Source organism: Actinoplanes sp. NPDC049598 (genome assembly GCF_040675435.1).
Lineage (GTDB): Bacteria > Actinomycetota > Actinomycetes > Mycobacteriales > Micromonosporaceae > Actinoplanes.
On record NZ_JBFAOX010000016.1, the window covers coordinates 196,889 to 214,845 of the forward strand.

Sequence of the window (17,957 nt, forward strand, 5' to 3'; positions counted from 1 at the left end):
CGAGCCGGGTCACACCGGTACCGTGGATCGAATGGATATTGCTGCCGACAGTGTGCAGGACCTCCTCAACACCACGGGTGGAGGCGGAACCCTCGGCACGCGGATGGGCATCCAGCTCAGCGAGGCGTCGGCCGAGCGGGTCGTCGGCACCATGCCGGTCGAGGGCAACACCCAGCCGTACGGCCTGCTGCACGGCGGCGCGTCCTGCGTGCTGGCCGAGACCCTCGGCTCGGTGGGCGCGGTCATGCACGGCCAGAGCGTCGACCGGCCGTTCGCCGTCGGCGTCGACATCAACGCCACCCACCACAAGTCGGCCCGCTCCGGCGTGGTCACCGGCGTGGCGACACCGGTCCACCGCGGCCGCACCATGGCCACCTACGAAATCGTCATCACCGACGAGGGCGGCGAGCGGGTCTGCACCGCACGCATCACCTGTCTGCTCCGCGGCGCCTGATTTTTCCCTCCTCCGGGGGCGAACCTTGACCGATCCACGTACCTTTTCTCACGTGACCGAGGTTCCACAGCACGCCTTCGACGACGCGGCGCTCGTGCTCCAGCGTGCGCTGACCGGCGACAGCGACGCGGTGGTCGGCACGTTCGACGCGGTCGTCGACCGCGACGGCATCGTCGGGGCCTACGACGTGGCGTGGTGCCTGGCCGCCACCATGGTCGGCCAGATCCCCTCCGGGGGCGCCTGGACCCTCGACTTCCCCGGCATCGACGACGCCCGGTACGACAAGCGCTGGGTGGCCCGCTTCGTCAGCGCCTACGTCAACGGCGACATCCCGACCGGCGAGGCCCTCTTCGGCGCCGCGATCGCCGACGGCCAACTCCCCGACTGCCTGCTCGCCCTGGCCGGCTCGACGGTGGCCACCCTGCGCCACCGAGCGGCCTAATGGCCCTTTAAATACAGCGCCTTGGCGTACTGGGCGGCGGCCGCCTCGTTGTACATGGACGCCTGACCCATGTAGTACTCCTGGTCGGCCCAGGCGGCCTGCGCCTGCGCCGTGCCCTTCCAGCGGATGCTCGCATCGACGTCGGACAGCCCTCGCGCCCGGAACTGCTTGCGCATGGCCATCCGCCCGGCCCGGAACGTCGCCTGAGCCTCCTCGGCCATCCGCATCGCCTCGAACGCCTTGTCGCTCAGCGCCTCCGCCATGGTCCAGGCCGCCTGCTCCGCCGCGTTGGTGAAAGTCAGCACCGCGTTCCTCCTCGAACCGCTGCCCACCTCGTCTGGTCACACTCTTATCGACGTCGCCGCACCCCTTCAAGGCCCGGCCCCCAGCCCGAATAGGCGCGAATTGCCCCCGGGCGGACCCTCAGCCCTTGGCGCCGGCCCCGGCCCCGGCTTGGTCGAGGCAGCGCCGGAGCCGTTGCAGGTATTGGTCGAAGGACTCGTCGGACGGCCAGGTCTGGTAGGCCGTGGAGACCGCGGCGAACGCGAGATTGAACTGCAGCGTGGCCGTCAGAGGGTCCGCGCCGTCAGTTCGTTCGGCGACCCAGTCACGAAGGTCGGTGCGGAACTGCTCGCCGAGGTCCTGTGTCGACTGGGCGAGCGCGGGCGATTGCGCCTTGAGCCGGCGCTGCAGAGGCATGCGGTCGGCGAGCCGCTCGTTGAAGCCGATCATGATTGCGGTCAGGGAGTCCCAGAGCGGCTCGCCGGCGGGGCGCGCGTCCATGAGCCTGCGCCAGTGGTCGCGTTCCTCCGGGTCCTGGTCGAAGACGACGGCTTCCTTGCTGGCGAAGTAGTTGAAGAACGTCGCGCGGGAGACCTTCGCGGCGGCCGCGATCTGCTCGACACTGACGGACTCGTAGCCGCGCTCATCGAACAACCCCAGCGCGGCCGCCCGGATCGCGCGCCAGACGGCCAGCTTCTTCTGTTCCCGCAAGCTCATCCCGTCCCCCTTCGCGACAATCATAATGGTTTAGACGCCGTCTATAATTAGACGCCGTCTAGTTTTGGAGGGACATCTCATGAGCAAGGTCTGGTTCATCACCGGCACATCCCGCGGCTTCGGCCGCCACTTCACCGAGGCCGCCCTCGACCGCGGCGACCAGGTCGCCGCCACCGCCCGCACCACCGCAACCCTCGACGACCTGGTCGCCAAGTACGGCGACAACGTCCTGCCCCTCGCCCTGGACGTCACCGACAAGACCGCCGTCACCGCCGCGGTCGGCGCCGCCCACGAGAAGTTCGGCCGGCTCGACGTGGTCGTCAACAACGCCGGCTACGGGCTGTTCGGCGCGATCGAGGAGATCAGCGAGCAGCAACTCCGCGACCAGCTGGAGACCAACCTGTTCGGCGCCTTCTTCGTCACCCAGGCGGTCCTCCCGATCCTGCGCGACCAGGGCAGCGGCCACCTCATTCAGATCTCCACGATCGGCGGTGTCGGCGCGTTCCCCAACCTCGGCGGCTACCACGCCTCCAAGTGGGCCCTCGAAGGCTTCACCGAGTCCCTGGCCCAGGAGGTCGCCAACTTCGGCATCAAGGTCACCCTGGTCGAGCCCGGCGGCTTCGCCACCGACTGGGCCGGATCCTCCGCCGTACACGCCGCCCCGAACCCGGCCTACCAGCCGCTACGCGACGCTATGGCCGCCCGCGCAGGCGAAGCCCAGTACGGCGACCCAGCCGCCGCGGGCCCAGCCCTGCTCCAGATCGCCGACGCGGAGAACCCGCCGCTGCGCGTGCTGTTCGGCAGCCAGCCGGTAGCGCTCGTCAAGCACCTCTACGCCCAGCGCCTGCAAACCTGGTCCGACTGGGAGCACATCGCCCACGCCGCCCAGGGCTGACGCAAACTCGGCCGCGGGCAAACCTCAACCCGGCGCCCGACCAACCGATTCTGAACCTTCGCGGAAAGAGGAATCACAGAGAAAGCGGAGAGACCCCCGGGACGGGCAGGGCTGGTGCCCGTCATCCTCGAAGCTTTCTCACCCCGGTGCCCGCGGCCTCCCCCTGGCCGCGGGCACCGACCTTTCCCGGCCTCGTGTCCGGCCGGCGACACCCTCCGGCCCGGCCAAGCCCTGGCTGCGATTCGTGTTGACGCGGCGGCTGGCAGGCAGTGCCCAGCGCATCCGCATGCATGGCTCAGCCGCGATCGACCTCGCGTGGCTGGCCGCCGGCAAAGGTCGATGCGGTGGTCATGCTCTCCAACAAGCCGTGGGACACCTCGGCCGGCGTCATCATCGCCCGCGAGGCCGGCGCCCCGGTCACCGACGACGAGGGTTCACCGCACACCATGAGCTCCCACGAGACCATCGCCGCGAACGCCGATCTGCTCCCGGCCGTCGTCAGGCTCCTCGAACGCTAGGGCTCGAGGTCGATGGCCGCTCTCATCTCGGCGTCCATGTGGAAGGGGACGGACTCGTGCTCGTGGGTTACGAGCCAGCGGCCGTTCAGGCGGCGTAGGCCGAGGGTTACGCGGTACCAGAGGGTGAAGGGTTCGGTGGCGCCGCGCGGGGTGGCGGTCATCGAGTCGATGCTGGTGGCGAAGGCTACGTCGCCGTCGGTGGTGATTTCCAGCTGGGTCACCTCGCGGCGGGGTGGGGCTTCGAAGGTGGCCAGCCACTGCTCGACCGGGGCCGGGTCGGTCGTGTCGACTCGGCGGCCGAGTGGGGGCGCCAGGCTGAACTCGACGACCTCGGGGGCGGAGTAGGCCAGCATGGCTTTGACGTCGCCGGCCTGGAGCAGGGCGGCGCGGCGTTCGATGACTTCCCTGATTTCCTGCATGACTACCTCCTGGAAGAAAACTCGCTGGGACGTCGAAGTCACCGCGGCGGTTTCGACATCCTGGGTGAGACGAGGAGATGAGCGATGAAATATCTGATCCTGATTCAGTCGAATCCGCGCAGCCTGGCCGTCTGGGACAAGATGTCCGACGATGACCGGATGGCGTTCGGCAAGGGCCATCTGAGCCTCAACGAGGAGATGGAGGAGGCCGGCGTGCGGGTCGCCTCGGAGGGGCTGGCCGATCCGTCGCTGGCCAAGTGGGTGTCGGTGCGGGACGGCGAGACGATCGTCTCGGATGGGCCCTTCGCCGAGGTCAAGGAGCATCTGGCCGGCTTCTATCTGATCGATGTGGCGAGTATGGCGGAGGCCACGGCCTGGGCCGCCAAGGTGCCGGATGCGGCCAACACCGAGGTCGAGGTGCGCCCGGTCCTCGACATGAGCGGATGGGAGTAGAGGATCTGCTCCGCACCGCCGCGCCGCAGGTCCTGGGCGCGGTGGTGCGCCGGTACGGCGATTTCGACTCGTGTGAGGACGCCGTCCAGGAGGCGTTGCTGGCGGCGGCGAGGCAGTGGCCGGCCGAGGGTGTGCCCGCCGACCCGCGGGCATGGCTGATCCGGGTGGCGTCGCGCCGCCGCATCGAGATGTTGCGCAGTGACGAGGCTCGGCGGCGGCGGGAGGCGTTGCCTCCGGATCCGGTTCCGGAGGTACGCGGTGACGACGAGCTCGATCTTCTCGTGCTCTGCTGCCATCCCGAATTGACGCCCTCCGCCCAGATTCCGCTGACCTTGCGGGCGGTCGGCGGTCTGAGCACCGCCGAGATCGCCCGGGCCCTGCTGATCCCGGAGAGCACCGTCGGCCAGCGGATCAGCCGGGCCAAGCGCCGCATCAAGGAGACGGGCGCCCGCTTTGTTCCGACCGGCAAAGGCGAGATCACAGCCGTACGGCAGGTGTTGTATCTGATCTTCAATGAGGGGCACACCGCGAGCGCCGGCTCGAAGCTGCAGCGGGTCGAGTTGAGCACCGAGGCGATCCGGCTGACGCGGCAGCTGCACGCGCGGCGGCCGGACGACGGCGAGGTGACCGGCCTGCTCGCGTTGATGCTGCTCACGGACGCCCGCCGCCCGGCCCGGACGAGGGCCGACGGCGCCCTCGTGCCGCTGGCCGCGCAGGACCGCACGTTGTGGGATCGCGCCGCGATCGACGAGGGCATCGCCTTGATCACGTCAGCGCTGCGGGAGACCGCGGTCGGCCCGTTCCAGGTGCAGGCCGCCATCGCCGCCGTCCACGCCGAGGCGGCCACGGCCGAGGAGACCGACTGGCCGCAGATCCTGCAGCTCTACCGCCTGCTCGAGGTGCTCGCGCCGGGCCCGATGGTCACCCTGAACCGGATCGTGGCCCTGGCCGAAGTGGACGGACCGCGGATCGCGCTCGAGGCCCTCGGCGAACTCACGATCGACCATCACCGGGCGACAGCGGTCCGCGCCCACCTCTTGGAGATGGCCGGCGATTTGGCCGGCGCTCGGCACGCGTACGAGCAAGCCGCAAAACGAACCTTGAGTCGCCCCGAGCAGAGCTATCTGGCGTCGCGGGCCTTGCGTTTGCGGATCGACGACCGCGGCGGCGCCGAGCGCATGTGATCCCGCACCCGGGTCATGATGTCGCCCAGCTCGGTCGTGTCCTGCTCGCTGAGCGGGGCGAACAGCATCTGCGCGACGATCTCGACGTGGCCCGGCAGGACCCGTCCGACCCGTTCGAGACCGGCCGGGGTGATGGTCACCAGGGTGGCCCGGTCGTCCACCGGTGACGGCTCCCGGGTGATCAGGCCGGCCTTTTCGAGCAGCCCGGCCTGATAGGTGAGGCCGCTGCGGCTGTAGACGACGCCGTCGGCCAGCTCGGTCATCGACAGCCGGCCCGCGTCGGCCAGCCGGGCCAGGAGCTGGAACTGGACGTAGCTCAGATCACCGACCGCGCGGAGCTGCTGCTCGACCGCGTGTTCGAGCAGGCTGACCGCCTCGGTGAGCGCGAAGTAGGTCCCGAGCTGGTGCGGTGCGAGAGGCATGCCACAAACCTAACGCTTCGAACTCGAAGCGTTCGCATGCGGGAACCGGGCGGTGCCCGCCGACCGCGACGTTTGACGGACGCAACCCGGTCGGCGGGCCCCGCTTGGACCCGCCCGGGCGTACCGGGCGGGGAATCACGGCCGCAGCCACACCGCCTCGTCCCGGTGTGACTCGAGCGGCCCGGGGTAATCGAGCCCACGGCGTACATCGTCCGGCAGCCGCCACGGCTGGTGGACCGCCACGCCCTCGATTCCCTTGAGTTCCGGTATGTAGCGACGAACGTACACGCCCTCGGGGTCGAAACGCTCGGCCTGACGGATCGGATTGAAGCGGCGGTACGGCCGAGTGTCGTTCCCGGTGCCGGCCACCCACTGCCAATTGCCGGAATTGTTGGGCACGTCACCGTCGAGCAGCCAGCGGAAGAACCACTGCACGCCCGGCCGCCAGTCGAGGCCGAGGTGCTTGGTGAGGAAGGCCGAGGTGATCAACCGGGCCCGGTTGTGCATCCATCCCTCCGCCTGGAGCTGGCGCATCCCGGCGTCGACGATCGGCACGCCGGTCAGGCCATCCTTCCAGTGCTGCAGCGCGTCGGAGTCATCCCGCCAGGACGAGTCGGCGGCCAGCCGCATCGGCGCCGTCGAGATCTGCGGGAAGGCGAGGGTGACCTGGTAGTAGAAGTCACGCCAGCACAGCTGCCGGACGTACGGCTCGTTGGCCCGCGCCGCGTTGGCCAGCTCCAGGGGCGACAAGCAGCCGAAACGCAGGTACGGGCTGAGCCGGCTCGTGCCGTCCGCGGCCATGTCGTTGTGCAGTTCCTCGTACGGATCGAGGTGGCGCAGCCAGGTGGCGAGCCGGCGCCGGGCCTCGGTCTCCCCGCCCGCGGCGGCGTCGGGCGACTCGCCCTCGGGCAGGGCGGGCAGCCGGCCGGCCGCGACCCCGGGCGGGAGGGTGATCTTCGTTGGGGTCGCGGCTTCTTCGCGCCATTGCGCCGCCTGCCAGACCCGGAAGTACGGCGAGAAGACGCGGTACGAGGCGCCGCCGCCACCCGGTCGCAGCGCGCCCGGATCGACGACGGTCAGGCCGGGGAACAGCTTCAGCGCGATCCGGTGCCGTTCGCACTCCTGGCGCAGCCGCTCCTCGCGCCGGCGGGCGTAGCCGCTGACGTCGGCCGCCATCCCGATGCCCTCGGCGCCGACCGAGCGGGCCACCTCGATCGCCTCGGCCACCGGGTCGCCCATCCGGACCACCAGGTCGCCCCCCAAGGCGCGCAGGGTTTTCCGCAGGTCGGCCAGAGACTGGTGGAGGAAGCGGGTTCGGTTCGGAGACAGCCGGCCCAGGGCCGGGTCGAGCACGTAGAGCGGCACCACCTGCTCGGCGGTGGCGCAGGCGGCGGCCAGGGCCGGGTTGTCGTGCACCCGCAGGTCGCGGGTGAGCAGGACGACTGCGGTCTTCATCAGGCGGCCAGCCGCACCGGCGTGCCGGGCCGGGTGAGCAGGCTCTGCATCGCCACGGCGGCCCGGCGCCGGTTGGGCACGGTGGCCCGGCCCGAGAACACGTCGTAGTCGGCCGCCTCGATCTCCTGCAGGATGCCGCCGTACAGGGCGAACGCGGTCCGCATGCAGGCCTGGGAGGCCGGCTCGAGCATCGGGATGCCCGGGGCGGCCGCGGCGTAGTGCTCCCGGGCCTGACCCACCTCGTGCCGGATCAGCTCCTTGATCGCCGGGGTCGACTGCCGCTTCTCCAGGTCGGCCCGGGTGACGCCGAACCGCGCGAGGTGGGACTCGGGCAGGTAGACCCGGTCGCGGTCGAGGTCCTCGGCCACGTCGCGGATGAAGTTCGTGAGCTGGAAGGCGAAGCCGAGCTGGCGGGCCGGCTCGCGGGCGGCGGCCGGATCGCCCGACCCGAGGATCGGCAGCATCATCGTGCCGATCACGGCGGCCGAGCCCTCCATGTAGTCGAGCAGATCGTCGTAAGTCGCGTACGAGGTGACCGTGAGGTCCATCGCCATGCAGCGCAGGAACGTCGCGAAGTCGTCCACGTCGAGGTCGAACACGGCGATGGTGTGCAGCGCGGCCGGCAGCAGCGGGTCGTCGACCGGCTCGCCGCGCAGACCGGCCACGAACTCGTCGGACCACTCGGTCAGCCGCGCGGCCCGCTCGGCCGGCGGCAGATCCTCGGTGCGGTCGACGATCTCGTCGGCGTACCGGGTGAAGCCGTAGAGGGCGTGCACGTGACGGCGCTTCCACGCGGGTAGGAGCCGGGTCGCCAGGTAGTAGGTCCGGCCGTGCTTCTTGTGCAGCTCGCGGCAGCGCTCGTACGACGCGGCCAGATCCAGTTCCACGGTCTCTCCCGAATTAAACGACAAGACTTCCTCATCACAAACCGACGCACGAATCGACGCAACCCCGAGGCTAGGGTACGTTGATTCTCGTGGCCAACGACACGCTCCAGGGAAACAGGCACCGCGGGATACCCCGCCACGGTGCCACCCCCGACTCGCTGATCGACGCGATCCAGGGCACGCTGGCCGATTTTCTGGCCGCTCAGACCGCCTCGCTCGACTCGATCGATCCGGAGCTCGGCGGGTTCGCCCGCACAGCTCGTGATCTCGTCCTCGCCGGCGGCAAGCGGCTGCGCCCCGTCTTCGCGTACTGGGGCTGGCGCGGCGTCGCCGGGGAGGACGCGCCGCTCGAGCCCGTGCTGCCCGCCTTCGCCGCGCTGGAGCTCATGCACACGTTCGCCCTGGTCCACGACGACGTCATGGACGAGTCGGACACCCGCCGCGGCCGTCCCACCGCTCACCGGATCTTCGAGAGCCGCAACGGCCGCCGCTTCGGCTCGGCCGCCGCGATCCTCATCGGTGACCTCTGCCTCGTCTGGGCCGACCAGCTGCTCGCCCGGGCCCAGGCCCCGCTGGGCGTGCGCACCGTCTACGACCGCATGCGCGTCGAAGCGATCGCCGGGCAGTACCTCGACGTGCTCGGCGAGGCCGAGCCCGACACCTGGTCGGTCGAGCGTGCGCTGCTGGTGGCCCGGCACAAGACCGCCAGCTACACGATCCAGCGGCCGCTGCAGTTCGGGCTGGCCCTGGCCGGGCTGGCCGACCCCGAGATCGACCTCGCGTACGGGCGGTACGGCCTCGCCGTCGGTGAGGCGTTCCAGCTCCGGGACGACATGCTCGGCGTCTACGGCGACCCGGCCGTCACCGGCAAGCCCGCCGGCGACGATCTGCGTACGGGTAAGCCGACCGCCCTGCTGATGCTGGCCCGCCGCCTCGCCTCTCCCGCCCAGCGAGAGGCCCTCGACCCCGCCGGAGCCGTCAACCCCGCCGACGGCTCCGGCGGCCTTACTTCCGCCGCCATCGCGCGGCGAGCGCAGGTCATCCTCGAGACCGGCGCCCCGGCCCGGCTCGAGGCGATGATCCAGGAACGGGTCGCGGACGGCGTCGCCGCCCTGGCCGGCGCTCCCCTGGACGAGAACGCGCGGGCCGCGCTCATCGAGCTTGCGGTGCGGGCCACGCACCGACCGGCATGATGTCCTCCATGCGTACCGTCACGGGTCCCACCGAGCGGGTGGTCATCGTCGGCGCCGGCCTGGCCGGCCTGGCCGCCGCCCTTCATCTGGCCGCGGCCGGCCGTCAGGTCACGGTCGTCGAGCGGGAGCCGGTGCCGGGCGGCCGGGCCGGCCGGCTCGGCCTCCAGGGGTACGAGTTCGACACCGGCCCGACCGTGCTGACCATGCCCGAGCTGATCGAGGAACCCCTCGCGGCCGTCGGCGAGAAGCTGTCCGACTGGCTCGAGCTGACGCCGCTCGACCCGGCCTACCGGGCGTACTACCCGGACGGCTCCACGCTGGACGTGAAGACCGACACGGTCCGGATGGCGGCCGAGATCTCCCGCGTCTGCGGGCCCCGGGAGGCCGACGGCTACCTGCGGTTCGTCGATTTCGCGCGGCAGCTCTGGCTGCTCGAGCGCAACCACTTCATCGACCGCAACCTCGACACCCCGATCGACCTGGTCAACCTGAACCTGCTCAAGCTCCTGGGCCTGGGCGGTTTCCGGCGGCTCCAGCCGAAGATCAACCAGTACTTCCGCGACCCCCGCACCCAGCGCATCTTCTCCTTCCAGGCGATGTACGCGGGGCTGGCCCCGCAGGACGCGCTGGCCATCTACGCGGTGATCGCCTACCTCGACTCGGTCGCGGGCGTGTTCTTCCCCAAGGGCGGCATGCACGCCGTCCCCAAGGCGCTGGCCGGCGCGGCCGAGAAGCACGGCGTGGAGTTCCGCTACAACACGACGGTCACTTCGGTCGACACTGCGAACGGCCGCGCGACCGGCGTGATCACCGCGGACGGCGAGCGGATCCCGGCCGACGTCGTGGTCCTCAACCCCGACCTGCCGATCGCCAACCGCGACCTGCTGCCGGCGCGGCGACAGCGCAACCTGCGCTACTCGCCCTCCTGCGTGGTCCTGCACATCGGGTCCAGCCAGTCGTACAGCAAGATCGCCCACCACAACATCCACTTCGGACGGCCGTGGCAGGGCACGTTCGACGAGGTGATCAAGAAGGGGCTGCTGATGAGCGACCCCTCGCTGCTCGTGACCAACCCCTCGGGCACCGACCCTTCGGTGGCGCCCCCCGGCAAACAGACCTACTACGTTCTCGCCCCCGCGCCCAATCTCGAGGCGGGCCCGATGAACTGGCGCGGAGGCCTCGCCGAGCGGTACGCGTCGTCGCTGGTCAGCACGCTCGAGGAGCGCGGCTACGTCGGCTTCGGCGACGGCATCGAAGTGCAGCAGATCATCACCCCGGCCGACTGGCTCGACCAGGGCATGGCGGCCGGCACGCCGTTCGCGGCCGCGCACACCTTCGCCCAGACCGGCCCGTTCCGCCCCTCCAACCTGCACCCGACACTGCCGAACGTGGTCTACACCGGCTCGGGCACCCAGCCCGGCGTCGGCGTGCCGATGGTGCTCATCTCGGGGAAGCTGGCCGCCGGAAGGATCACAGCGTGACGGCACGGGAGTCACATCTTGTCGAACTGGTCGACTCCGAGGGCACCGTCCTCGGGTCGACCACGGTCGAACAGGCCCACGAGGCGCCGGGGCAACTGCACCGGGCGTTCTCGGTGTTCCTGCGCGACGCCTCCGGCCAGGTGCTGGTGCAGCAGCGGGCGGCCGTGAAGACACGCTTCCCGCTGCGGTGGGCCAACACGTGCTGCGGCCACCCCGGCCCGGGCGAGAACCTCGCCACCGCGGCCGGCCGCCGGCTCGGTGAAGAACTCGGACTGCCGGCGGTACCCCTCACCGACGTGGGGGTCTACGCGTACTACGCGGAGGACCCGGCCACCGGCCGCGTCGAATACGAATACGACCACGTGCTCCTGGGTGACCTGCCCTCCGGCGTACAGCCATCGCCTGATCCCGACGAAGTCGCGGACTGCCGCTGGGTGTCGGTGCCGGACCTGCTCGACGAGCTGGGTGAGGACTCACGGGCGTACGCCCCCTGGCTCCTCGGAGTGACCACCCGCCTGGCCGAGCATCTCGACGTCGCCCCGGCACGTCCTGACGAGGCGGCGGAGCCGTCGGGTGGCCGTTGAGGGCTTGACCGCCGGGGCCGTCGCCCGTCGCCTGGGCGTCGCCGTCACCACCCTGAGGACCTGGCACCAGCGGTACGGGCTGGGGCCGAGCTCCCACGTGCCCGGGCACCATCGGCGCTACACCGAGCAGGACCTGAACCGCCTGCAGGTGATGCAGCGGCTCACCGCGCAGGGAGTCGCGCCCGCCGAGGCCGCGGCGTGGGCCCGCCGTGAGTCCGGCCCGCCCCCGTCCGCCTCCGGCCCGCCTCCGGCCGGCTCTCGACGTGATGGGGGCGGGCACGCGATCGCCTTGGGGGCGGTCTCACCCGCCGCCCGCGGCCTCTCGCGGGCCGCCATGCGCCTGGACGCCCCCGCCATGCGCGAGATCTTCCAGACGGCCGTGACCGAGAACGGCGTCATCGAAGCCTGGAACCATGTGGCGATGCCCGTGCTGATCGGCATCGGCGAACGCTACGAAGCCACCCGGCGCTTCATCGAGGTCGAACACCTGCTCTCCCGCACCATCACCGAGGTCCTCGGCGCGGTGCCCCGCCCGCCCGCCGCCGAGATCCCCCGGATCCTGCTGGCCGCCGCCGACGAGGATCAGCACAGCCTCCCGCTGGAGGCCCTGGCGGCCGCCCTGGCCGAGGCCGGCGTCCCCAGCCGCCTCCTGGGTGCCCGCGTGCCACCGGACGCGCTGCTCGACACCATCGCCCGCACCGGCCCCGACGTGGTCGTCCTCTGGTCGCAGATCCCCAGCACCGGCGACCCGGCCCAACTGACCCGGGTGCGGCAAACCCCGCACCCCCCGAAACTGACCATGGCGGCCGGCCCCGGCTGGCCTCACCCCCTGCCCGAGAACGTGGCCCAGCTCACCGACCTCGCTTCGGCCGTGGAAACCCTCACGGCCGCCACCCGCCCCTAGTTTCCGCAGGTCAAAGCCTTCACCACCCCCAACGGGATACCGATTTGAAGGCGGGGTGGTCGATCACGTATGCTTTCCAAGCCTCAAGCGGGGCCCGGTTGGGGTCTACGCCGCCAAGCATTGCGAACGTGCAATACTGGCGGAGTTGCCCTCATCGTCTAGTGGCCCAGGACGCCGCCCTTTCAAGGCGGTAGCACGGGTTCGAATCCCGTTGGGGGCACTGGTAAGTCGGCAGTGTAAGGTTGCCGAGGCACCAGCCGGGTAGGAAAGAAGTACAGAGCAAGGTCCTGTGGAGCAGTTGGAGTGCTCGCCGCCCTGTCAAGGCGGAGGTCGCGGGTTCAAGTCCCGTCAGGACCGCAACACCAAGGCCAGGTAGCTCAGTTGGTACGAGCGTCCGACTGAAAATCGGAAGGTCGGCGGTTCGACCCCGCCCCTGGCCACCAGGCCTCTCGCCGGGCTCTGAGCACCGTCCACCTGCGGAAACGCACGGTGGACGTTTTGCTTTCCGGAGGAGGATCCGGCGATGGCCATGCCCCGGAAGGGCAGCCGCCTCATCACGGTCGACGGCACCACCTATCGCTGGGCGGTCCGGCCGAAACCGACCTACTGCCAAGGGCTGGACTGGGGACCACTGACCTTCGCCGTGGAACGCGCCGACACCCCGGGACAGGTTCTCTCCGTGGCGACCCGATCGCCGAGGCTGGACAACTGGCTCAACCTGCCGGGCCGGCCCATAACGCCCCGGCTCGTCGAACAGAGCGTCCGAGCGGCCCTCGCCGCGGGTTGGGAACCGGATCGAAGCGACGGCGTCTTCAAACTGACGCTGCAGCCCTGACCAACCTGGCTGGACATCACACCTAGCCGGGCGCGGCTTCGGCTTCGCGTCGTTTGCGGCAGCGGTCTCACGCTCGGCCCGAGCATGCTCTCGATCTCCCGCGACTTCCGGGCGATCCTCCCGGGCTTGTTCGCGCGCCCGCCGTGCTTCGCGACGCTCGCCTCCGGACCTCCCGGAGCAGCCAGGGTGCGAGGCAGCGGGTTGTCGCTTAGGGCCAAAGCAGAGTTTGTCGCCTGGCCGGAAAGGGACGGTGCCCGCGGCCAGGGGGAGGCCGCGGGCACCGGGTGAGAAAAGCTTCGAGGATGACGGGCACCAGCCCTGCCCGTCGGGGGTTCCTCTCGCTCTCTCGGTGATCCCTCTTTCCGCGAAGGTTCAGAATCGGTTGGTCAGCCGCCGGGTTGAAGGTTTTGCAGGGCTTGTTCGATCCGGTCCACGGCCGCGAAGTCACCCAGGCGGCGGGTCACGTAGCCGATGGCCAGGTCGCGGGCGGGATCGGCCCAGCCTGCGCTGCCGCCGGTGCCGCCATGGCCCCACGTGCCGTCGGGTTCGATCTGCACCCCGTACCCCCAGGTCGTCTCCGTCCCGATGAACAGGTCGGGGCCCGTGTATTGGGGAACGGCCAGCGCCGGAAGCGGCCCGGCGTAGAAGCGGGCGACCGCCGAAGCCGTGGTGTGCAGATTGATGGCCGGAATGGTCGCGCCCCGCCACAGCGCGCTGTTCACCACGTCGACATCGAAGGCGCCCGGCGGATTTTCCAGCATCGCCGACCGCGCCAGGGTCTCCGCCGGCCACGACGGCGTCGAATACTCGAGTTCGGCGCACCGCGCCATGTCCAATGGGGACAGCGCATAGAGCAGATCCGGACCGAGCTCCTGTCGTACGAATTCAGCCGGCGCCCGCCCGTCGACGCGCCGGACCAGTTCGCCGAGCAAATGCCCGTACGTGAACGCATGCTCTCCCGCCGTGGATCCCGGCTCCCATGAAGGGGACGCCGCTGCCAGATCGGCGCAGAGCAGATCCCAATCGGCCCAGGCCGACGTGGGGCGCGGCACCGGAAAGGACGGCAACCCCGCCGTATGGCACAACACCTGGCGTACGGTCACCGCCGCCTGGAACGACGGCCAGTAAGCCGACATCGGCCGATCCAGATCGATGCCGAGCCGCAGCGCCGCCGCCGCGATCACCGGTTTCCCGGTCGAATAGACATTGACCAGAGTGTCCGCCGTCCACGGCGTTGTCCGCGCGACATCGCGCCAGCCTTCATAGATTTCCACCACCGGTGTCCCGTGGCGCAGCACGGTCAGCGCCGAGCCGCCTCGGGGTTCGGCCGCGAAAGCGGCGGCGACGGCCTCGAAACCGGGTGCGATCAAGCCCTCCATCCCGGGCACGGTAACGCGATCAAGTGCTTAGGTGGAGCCATGGGCGAGATTCAGCAGGTCGATGTGGTGGTCATGGGTCTGGGCGTGGGCGGCGAGGAGGCCGCCGGCCGGTTGGCCGCCGCCGGTCTGACCGTGGTGGGCGTGGAGAACACGCTGGTCGGCGGCGAGTGCCCGTACTGGGGCTGTATCCCGACGAAGATGATGGTCCGCGCCGGTTCGGCGATCGCCGAGGCGTGGCGCATCCCGGGCCTGGCCGGCGTCGCGACGGTCACCCCGGACTGGCAGCCGGTGGCCAAGCGCATCCGGGACGAGGCCACCGACGACTGGAACGACAAGGTGGCGGTGGACCGGTTCGTCGGCAAAGGCGGCCACTTCGTGCGGGGCACGGCCAAGGCCGTCGGCCCGGGCCGGGTCCAGGTCGACGACGAGGTGTACGAGGCCACGCGCGCCGTGGTCGTCGCGACCGGCACGAAGGCCGTGATCCCGCCGATCGACGGGCTCGCCGGCACCCCGTACTGGACGAACCGCGAAGTCGTCGAGACCGAGGTGCTTCCGGAGACGCTGCTGGTGCTCGGTGGCGGGGCCATCGGGGTCGAGCTGGCGCAGGTCCTGGCGCGGTTCGGCGTCCGGGTCACGATCATCGAGGGGAGCGGCCGGCTGCTCGCCATGGAGGAGCCGGAGTCGTCCGAGGTCGCGGCCCGCGCGCTGACCGCCAACGGCGTCACCATCCGGACCGGGGTGCACGCCACGAAGGTCTCGTACGACGAGGGTTTCACCGTCACGCTGGACGACGGCACCACCTTGACCGGCGAGAAGCTGCTGGTGGCGACCGGCCGGGCGGCCCGGTTGAGCGGTCTCGAGGCGCTCGGGGTCGACGAGTCGGCCCGTTTCGTGACGACCGACGAGTGGATGCGCGCCGGCGACAAGGTGTGGGCCGTCGGTGACGTCACCGGGCACGGCGCCTTCACCCACATGGCGATGTACGAGGCGGACGTCGCGGTCCGGGACATTCTCGGCCAGGGCGGGCCGGCCGCCGACTACCGGGCGCTGCCCCGGGTCACCTTCATCGACCCCGAGATCGGCGCCGTCGGTCTCACCGAGAAGCAGGCCCGCGACGCCGGCCTGGACGTACGCGTCGGTTTCGTCCCGCTGTCGTCGACCTCCCGCGGCTTCATCCACGGGCCCGGCAACGACGGCTTCATCAAGCTGATCGCGGCCGACGGCGTGATCGTCGGCGCCACCACGGCCGGGCCGGCGGGCGGCGAGATGATCGGGGCGCTGTCGGTCGCCGTGCACGCGTCGGTGCCGGTGTCCACTTTGCAGAGCACGATCTGGGCCTACCCGACCTTCCACCGTGGCATCGGCTCGGCGCTAGAGGGTCTTCTCCAGTAACCGCAGATTCGGGATTCCGTGCGCTCCCGCCAGCCGGAGCGCACGGCCGGTCCGCCGATCACCGACCACGATCATGTGCCGGTGGCGGGGGAGTCCGGACGCGGCCCGCACGATCACCGCGGCCGCGTCGTCGTCCAGGGACCGCAGGTGGCCGAGGTTGAGATGCACGTCCGGGTCGAGGCGTACGGCTTCGGCCAGGGCGTCCCGCAGCGGGCCGGCTCCGTCCGGGCCGAGCTCACCGGCCACCCGCACCCCGGGCGGAACGTGCTGCCGGCAGATCCGCAGCGACGCGTCCTCGTGGTAGACCGTGGCGGTCACGGTTCTCGGGTGCGTCCTGGACGCGTACGCCAGGGTCACCGAGTCGAACGCCTCCCGGTCGTACTCGCAGATGGCGGTGATGCCGCCGTCCCCGAAGAGCTTCGAGACCTCGTTCTCGAAGACGAGCAGCTGCTCGGCCCCGGCCTGCGGGCGAGCCGCCCAGCACATGTCGAGGGTGACCCGCAGGCCGCGCGGCGCTTTGTCCCGCTCGGCCGCGAGCCGCCGGACCATCACCGACGCGTCCGGTGACCGTCCCGCGCCCCAGAGCTCGCTGACGTCGCGGACCTGCTCCTCGGCCGGCACGCCCCGCCGGCGCAGATCCTCCCGGAGGGCGCCGATCCCGTCGGAGTAACAGATGACCTCTTCGCCCCGCTGGACGCCGGCGCTGACGAACGCGGCGAGCAGGTCGAGCCGTTCCTCCGTCTCGCTGAAGGTCAGGCACGCATGATCGCCTGGCTCCAGCCGGTCCACCGCCGTCATGAGTGGCTGTTACCCGGTTTCACGCGTCCTCTATCGGGAAGGGCTCTCTCATGCAGATCCTCAACCGGCTCGAAGAGGCCCGCTCCCTCGATCCCGTGACGGAGAAGCTGCAGGCCGCCGTCACCGCCGTGGTCAAGCCGCAGCGACTCCGCGACCTCCTGCACGGCACCTTGACGGGCCATGCCCTGCATCCGGTGCTGGTCCAGGTGCCGGTGGGGGCGTTCATCTCGTCCGCGATCCTCGATCTGCTCCCGGGGACCCGGCGCGCCGCGACCACGCTGGTCGGCGTCGGAGTGGCGGGTGCGGTGCCGGCGATCGCGGCCGGCTGGACCGACTGGTCCCAGATGACCAAGGACCGGCAGCGGGTGGGCCTGGTGCATGCGGCGGCCAACGCCGTCGCGGTCGGCCTCTACACGGCCTCCTTCGTCGCCCGCCTGCGCGGACGCTCGGGGCGAGGTCTCGGCCTGGCCGGTCTGTCGGTGGCTGGTCTGGGTGCCTACCTGGGCGGTCACTTGTCGTACGCGATGAGCGCCGGCGTCAACCAGGCGGCGCCCCAGCTCGCCCGTATCCCCGAGTCGTGGACCGAGATCGGGTCACTGGCCTCGATGCCGGAGGGCAAGCCGTTCGTCCGCGCCGTCGAGGGCGTCCCCGTCCTCTTCTACCGCCTGGGCGACCGGGTGACCGCGATGCTCGAGGCCTGCGGGCACGAGACGGGGCCGCTCGGCGAGGGCGACGTCATCGGCTCGGGTTCGGACGCGTGCGTGGTGTGCCCCTGGCACGGGAGTGTCTTCAGGCTTACGGACGGTGGTGTCGTGCACGGTCCCGCCTCCAGCAACCAGCCGGTGTTGCGGGTGAAGGTGGCCGACGGGATGGTGGCGGTCAGCGCACCCTGAGGTTTCTGGGCCGTTTTGCCGCGCTGACCTGCGTATACGCGAGACAGTGGTACCCGATTTGGCGGCCCGGGAACGAGCCTGTAATGTTTTCCGAGCCGGCAGGGAAACGGGCGAGGCCAGCGGAGAGATCCGCGGGGCGGCCGTCCTGCCAAATCCTTCGAACTGCGGAACGTAGCGATGCTGCGCGCCTGAGTCGGGGGAGGTACTAGGGCAGATCGGTTCCAACCGGGAGATACCGGTTGACACGGCCGGGATGACCTAGTAAAGTTGAGCGGGTGCCCCGGGGTGATTGACCGGGTAGCGGTTGTTCTTTGAGAACTCAACAGGGTGCTTGATAAGCCAGTGCCAATTAAGTAATACCCCGGCCGGC

Annotated in this window: 21 protein-coding genes and 3 tRNA genes; 16 read left to right on the top strand and 8 right to left on the bottom strand. The window is 70.5% G+C overall.

Annotation, left to right across the window (positions count from 1 at the left end):
• Window positions 1-31: 31 nt before the first annotated feature.
• The gene (locus tag AB0J66_RS32260; protein WP_364668658.1) at window positions 32-454 is read left to right on the top strand and encodes a hotdog fold thioesterase; all 423 of its coding nucleotides are present in this window, start codon (window positions 32-34) and stop codon (window positions 452-454) included.
• Between the two features lie 52 nt (window positions 455-506).
• The gene (locus tag AB0J66_RS32265) at window positions 507-896 is read left to right on the top strand and encodes a hypothetical protein (RefSeq protein WP_097326970.1); all 390 of its coding nucleotides are present in this window, start codon (window positions 507-509) and stop codon (window positions 894-896) included.
• Here the strand turns inward: AB0J66_RS32265 and AB0J66_RS32270 are convergent.
• Window positions 893-1,201, bottom strand: a complete 309-nt coding sequence (locus AB0J66_RS32270; protein ID WP_364668660.1) for a hypothetical protein — start codon at window positions 1,199-1,201, stop codon at window positions 893-895. The two genes, AB0J66_RS32265 and AB0J66_RS32270, sit on opposite strands and share 4 nt — an antisense overlap.
• 118 nt (window positions 1,202-1,319) lie before the next feature.
• Window positions 1,320-1,895 (bottom strand): TetR family transcriptional regulator, encoded by a 576-nt coding sequence (locus AB0J66_RS32275; protein ID WP_364668663.1) that lies wholly within the window; start codon window positions 1,893-1,895, stop codon window positions 1,320-1,322.
• A 79-nt stretch (window positions 1,896-1,974) separates the two neighbouring features.
• On the opposite strand from AB0J66_RS32275, the gene AB0J66_RS32280 reads away from it, so the two are divergent.
• The gene (locus AB0J66_RS32280) at window positions 1,975-2,790 is read left to right on the top strand and encodes an SDR family NAD(P)-dependent oxidoreductase (RefSeq protein WP_364668665.1); all 816 of its coding nucleotides are present in this window, start codon (window positions 1,975-1,977) and stop codon (window positions 2,788-2,790) included.
• A gap of 344 nt (window positions 2,791-3,134) precedes the next feature.
• Complete coding sequence (locus AB0J66_RS32285; protein ID WP_364668668.1) at window positions 3,135-3,308, top strand: inositol monophosphatase family protein; 174 nt, start codon at window positions 3,135-3,137, stop codon at window positions 3,306-3,308.
• Here the strand turns inward: AB0J66_RS32285 and AB0J66_RS32290 are convergent.
• Window positions 3,305-3,727 (bottom strand): nuclear transport factor 2 family protein, encoded by a 423-nt coding sequence (locus AB0J66_RS32290; protein WP_364668671.1) that lies wholly within the window; start codon window positions 3,725-3,727, stop codon window positions 3,305-3,307. The genes AB0J66_RS32285 and AB0J66_RS32290 overlap by 4 nt on opposite strands.
• 84 nt (window positions 3,728-3,811) lie before the next feature.
• On the opposite strand from AB0J66_RS32290, the gene AB0J66_RS32295 reads away from it, so the two are divergent.
• Window positions 3,812-4,180, top strand: a complete 369-nt coding sequence (locus tag AB0J66_RS32295; RefSeq protein ID WP_364668673.1) for a YciI family protein — start codon at window positions 3,812-3,814, stop codon at window positions 4,178-4,180.
• Entirely contained in the window at window positions 4,171-5,364 is a 1,194-nt protein-coding gene (locus tag AB0J66_RS32300) for a sigma-70 family RNA polymerase sigma factor (RefSeq protein WP_364668676.1), read from the top strand. Before AB0J66_RS32295 ends, AB0J66_RS32300 begins: the two co-directional genes overlap by 10 nt.
• Here the strand turns inward: AB0J66_RS32300 and AB0J66_RS32305 are convergent.
• The 3 genes from AB0J66_RS32305 to AB0J66_RS32315 all read right to left on the bottom strand — a co-directional run bounded on the left by AB0J66_RS32305 (window position 5,301) and on the right by AB0J66_RS32315 (window position 8,128).
• A complete protein-coding gene (locus tag AB0J66_RS32305; protein WP_364668679.1) occupies window positions 5,301-5,786 on the bottom strand; it encodes a MarR family transcriptional regulator in 486 nt (161 codons plus the stop codon). The two genes, AB0J66_RS32300 and AB0J66_RS32305, sit on opposite strands and share 64 nt — an antisense overlap.
• Window positions 5,787-5,921: 135 nt before the next feature.
• Window positions 5,922-7,241, bottom strand: coding sequence for a deoxyribodipyrimidine photo-lyase (locus tag AB0J66_RS32310; RefSeq protein ID WP_364668681.1), 1,320 nt, complete (start codon window positions 7,239-7,241; stop codon window positions 5,922-5,924).
• A complete protein-coding gene (locus tag AB0J66_RS32315; RefSeq protein ID WP_364668684.1) occupies window positions 7,241-8,128 on the bottom strand; it encodes a phytoene/squalene synthase family protein in 888 nt (295 codons plus the stop codon). Before AB0J66_RS32315 ends, AB0J66_RS32310 begins: the two co-directional genes overlap by 1 nt.
• Window positions 8,129-8,217: 89 nt before the next feature.
• Between AB0J66_RS32315 and AB0J66_RS32320 the strand changes: the two genes are divergently transcribed.
• The 8 genes from AB0J66_RS32320 to AB0J66_RS32355 all read left to right on the top strand — a co-directional run bounded on the left by AB0J66_RS32320 (window position 8,218) and on the right by AB0J66_RS32355 (window position 13,125).
• Window positions 8,218-9,321, top strand: a complete 1,104-nt coding sequence (locus AB0J66_RS32320; RefSeq protein WP_364668687.1) for a polyprenyl synthetase family protein — start codon at window positions 8,218-8,220, stop codon at window positions 9,319-9,321.
• A gap of 8 nt (window positions 9,322-9,329) precedes the next feature.
• Window positions 9,330-10,802, top strand: a complete 1,473-nt coding sequence (gene crtI / locus AB0J66_RS32325; protein WP_364668689.1) for a phytoene desaturase family protein — start codon at window positions 9,330-9,332, stop codon at window positions 10,800-10,802.
• Window positions 10,799-11,386, top strand: coding sequence for an isopentenyl-diphosphate Delta-isomerase (gene idi / locus AB0J66_RS32330; RefSeq protein ID WP_364668691.1), 588 nt, complete (start codon window positions 10,799-10,801; stop codon window positions 11,384-11,386). Before crtI ends, idi begins: the two co-directional genes overlap by 4 nt.
• Window positions 11,376-12,290, top strand: coding sequence for a MerR family transcriptional regulator (locus tag AB0J66_RS32335; protein ID WP_364668694.1), 915 nt, complete (start codon window positions 11,376-11,378; stop codon window positions 12,288-12,290). Before idi ends, AB0J66_RS32335 begins: the two co-directional genes overlap by 11 nt.
• A 147-nt stretch (window positions 12,291-12,437) precedes the next feature.
• A tRNA-Glu gene (locus AB0J66_RS32340) sits at window positions 12,438-12,510 on the top strand.
• 63 nt (window positions 12,511-12,573) lie between these two features.
• Window positions 12,574-12,647: transfer RNA gene (locus AB0J66_RS32345), tRNA-Asp, on the top strand.
• A 9-nt stretch (window positions 12,648-12,656) separates the two neighbouring features.
• Window positions 12,657-12,733 (top strand) — tRNA-Phe (locus AB0J66_RS32350).
• Between the two features lie 80 nt (window positions 12,734-12,813).
• On the top strand, window positions 12,814-13,125 hold the full coding sequence (locus tag AB0J66_RS32355) for a hypothetical protein (protein WP_364668696.1): 312 nt from the start codon (window positions 12,814-12,816) through the stop codon (window positions 13,123-13,125).
• A gap of 386 nt (window positions 13,126-13,511) precedes the next feature.
• Here the strand turns inward: AB0J66_RS32355 and AB0J66_RS32360 are convergent, their stop codons facing one another.
• Window positions 13,512-14,504 carry a serine hydrolase domain-containing protein gene (locus AB0J66_RS32360; RefSeq protein WP_364668699.1) on the bottom strand — a complete coding sequence of 331 codons (993 nt, stop codon included), beginning with the start codon at window positions 14,502-14,504 and terminating at the stop codon, window positions 13,512-13,514.
• A gap of 39 nt (window positions 14,505-14,543) precedes the next feature.
• Here AB0J66_RS32360 and AB0J66_RS32365 point away from each other — a divergent pair, with 39 nt between their 5' ends.
• The gene (locus AB0J66_RS32365) at window positions 14,544-15,896 is read left to right on the top strand and encodes an NAD(P)/FAD-dependent oxidoreductase (RefSeq protein WP_364668701.1); all 1,353 of its coding nucleotides are present in this window, start codon (window positions 14,544-14,546) and stop codon (window positions 15,894-15,896) included.
• On the opposite strand, the gene AB0J66_RS32370 is transcribed toward AB0J66_RS32365, so the two are convergent.
• A complete protein-coding gene (locus AB0J66_RS32370; protein WP_364668704.1) occupies window positions 15,876-16,694 on the bottom strand; it encodes an MEDS domain-containing protein in 819 nt (272 codons plus the stop codon). The two genes, AB0J66_RS32365 and AB0J66_RS32370, sit on opposite strands and share 21 nt — an antisense overlap.
• 50 nt (window positions 16,695-16,744) lie before the next feature.
• Here AB0J66_RS32370 and AB0J66_RS32375 point away from each other — a divergent pair, with 50 nt between their 5' ends.
• The gene (locus tag AB0J66_RS32375) at window positions 16,745-17,587 is read left to right on the top strand and encodes a Rieske (2Fe-2S) protein (protein ID WP_364668707.1); all 843 of its coding nucleotides are present in this window, start codon (window positions 16,745-16,747) and stop codon (window positions 17,585-17,587) included.
• Window positions 17,588-17,957: the final 370 nt, after the last annotated feature.

Coding starts and splice junctions, on each gene's coding strand:
- AB0J66_RS32260 (WP_364668658.1), top strand. CDS start 32: ATGGATATTGCTGCCGACAGTGTGCAGGACCTCCTCAACACCACGGGT.
- AB0J66_RS32275 (WP_364668663.1), bottom strand. CDS start 1,895: ATGAGCTTGCGGGAACAGAAGAAGCTGGCCGTCTGGCGCGCGATCCGG.
- AB0J66_RS32280 (WP_364668665.1), top strand. CDS start 1,975: ATGAGCAAGGTCTGGTTCATCACCGGCACATCCCGCGGCTTCGGCCGC.
- AB0J66_RS32290 (WP_364668671.1), bottom strand. CDS start 3,727: ATGCAGGAAATCAGGGAAGTCATCGAACGCCGCGCCGCCCTGCTCCAG.
- AB0J66_RS32295 (WP_364668673.1), top strand. CDS start 3,812: ATGAAATATCTGATCCTGATTCAGTCGAATCCGCGCAGCCTGGCCGTC.
- AB0J66_RS32300 (WP_364668676.1), top strand. CDS start 4,171: ATGGGAGTAGAGGATCTGCTCCGCACCGCCGCGCCGCAGGTCCTGGGC.
- AB0J66_RS32305 (WP_364668679.1), bottom strand. CDS start 5,786: ATGCCTCTCGCACCGCACCAGCTCGGGACCTACTTCGCGCTCACCGAG.
- AB0J66_RS32310 (WP_364668681.1), bottom strand. CDS start 7,241: ATGAAGACCGCAGTCGTCCTGCTCACCCGCGACCTGCGGGTGCACGAC.
- crtI (WP_364668689.1), top strand. CDS start 9,330: ATGCGTACCGTCACGGGTCCCACCGAGCGGGTGGTCATCGTCGGCGCC.
- AB0J66_RS32355 (WP_364668696.1), top strand. CDS start 12,814: ATGGCCATGCCCCGGAAGGGCAGCCGCCTCATCACGGTCGACGGCACC.
- AB0J66_RS32360 (WP_364668699.1), bottom strand. CDS start 14,504: ATGGAGGGCTTGATCGCACCCGGTTTCGAGGCCGTCGCCGCCGCTTTC.
- AB0J66_RS32365 (WP_364668701.1), top strand. CDS start 14,544: ATGGGCGAGATTCAGCAGGTCGATGTGGTGGTCATGGGTCTGGGCGTG.
- AB0J66_RS32370 (WP_364668704.1), bottom strand. CDS start 16,694: ATGACGGCGGTGGACCGGCTGGAGCCAGGCGATCATGCGTGCCTGACC.
- AB0J66_RS32375 (WP_364668707.1), top strand. CDS start 16,745: ATGCAGATCCTCAACCGGCTCGAAGAGGCCCGCTCCCTCGATCCCGTG.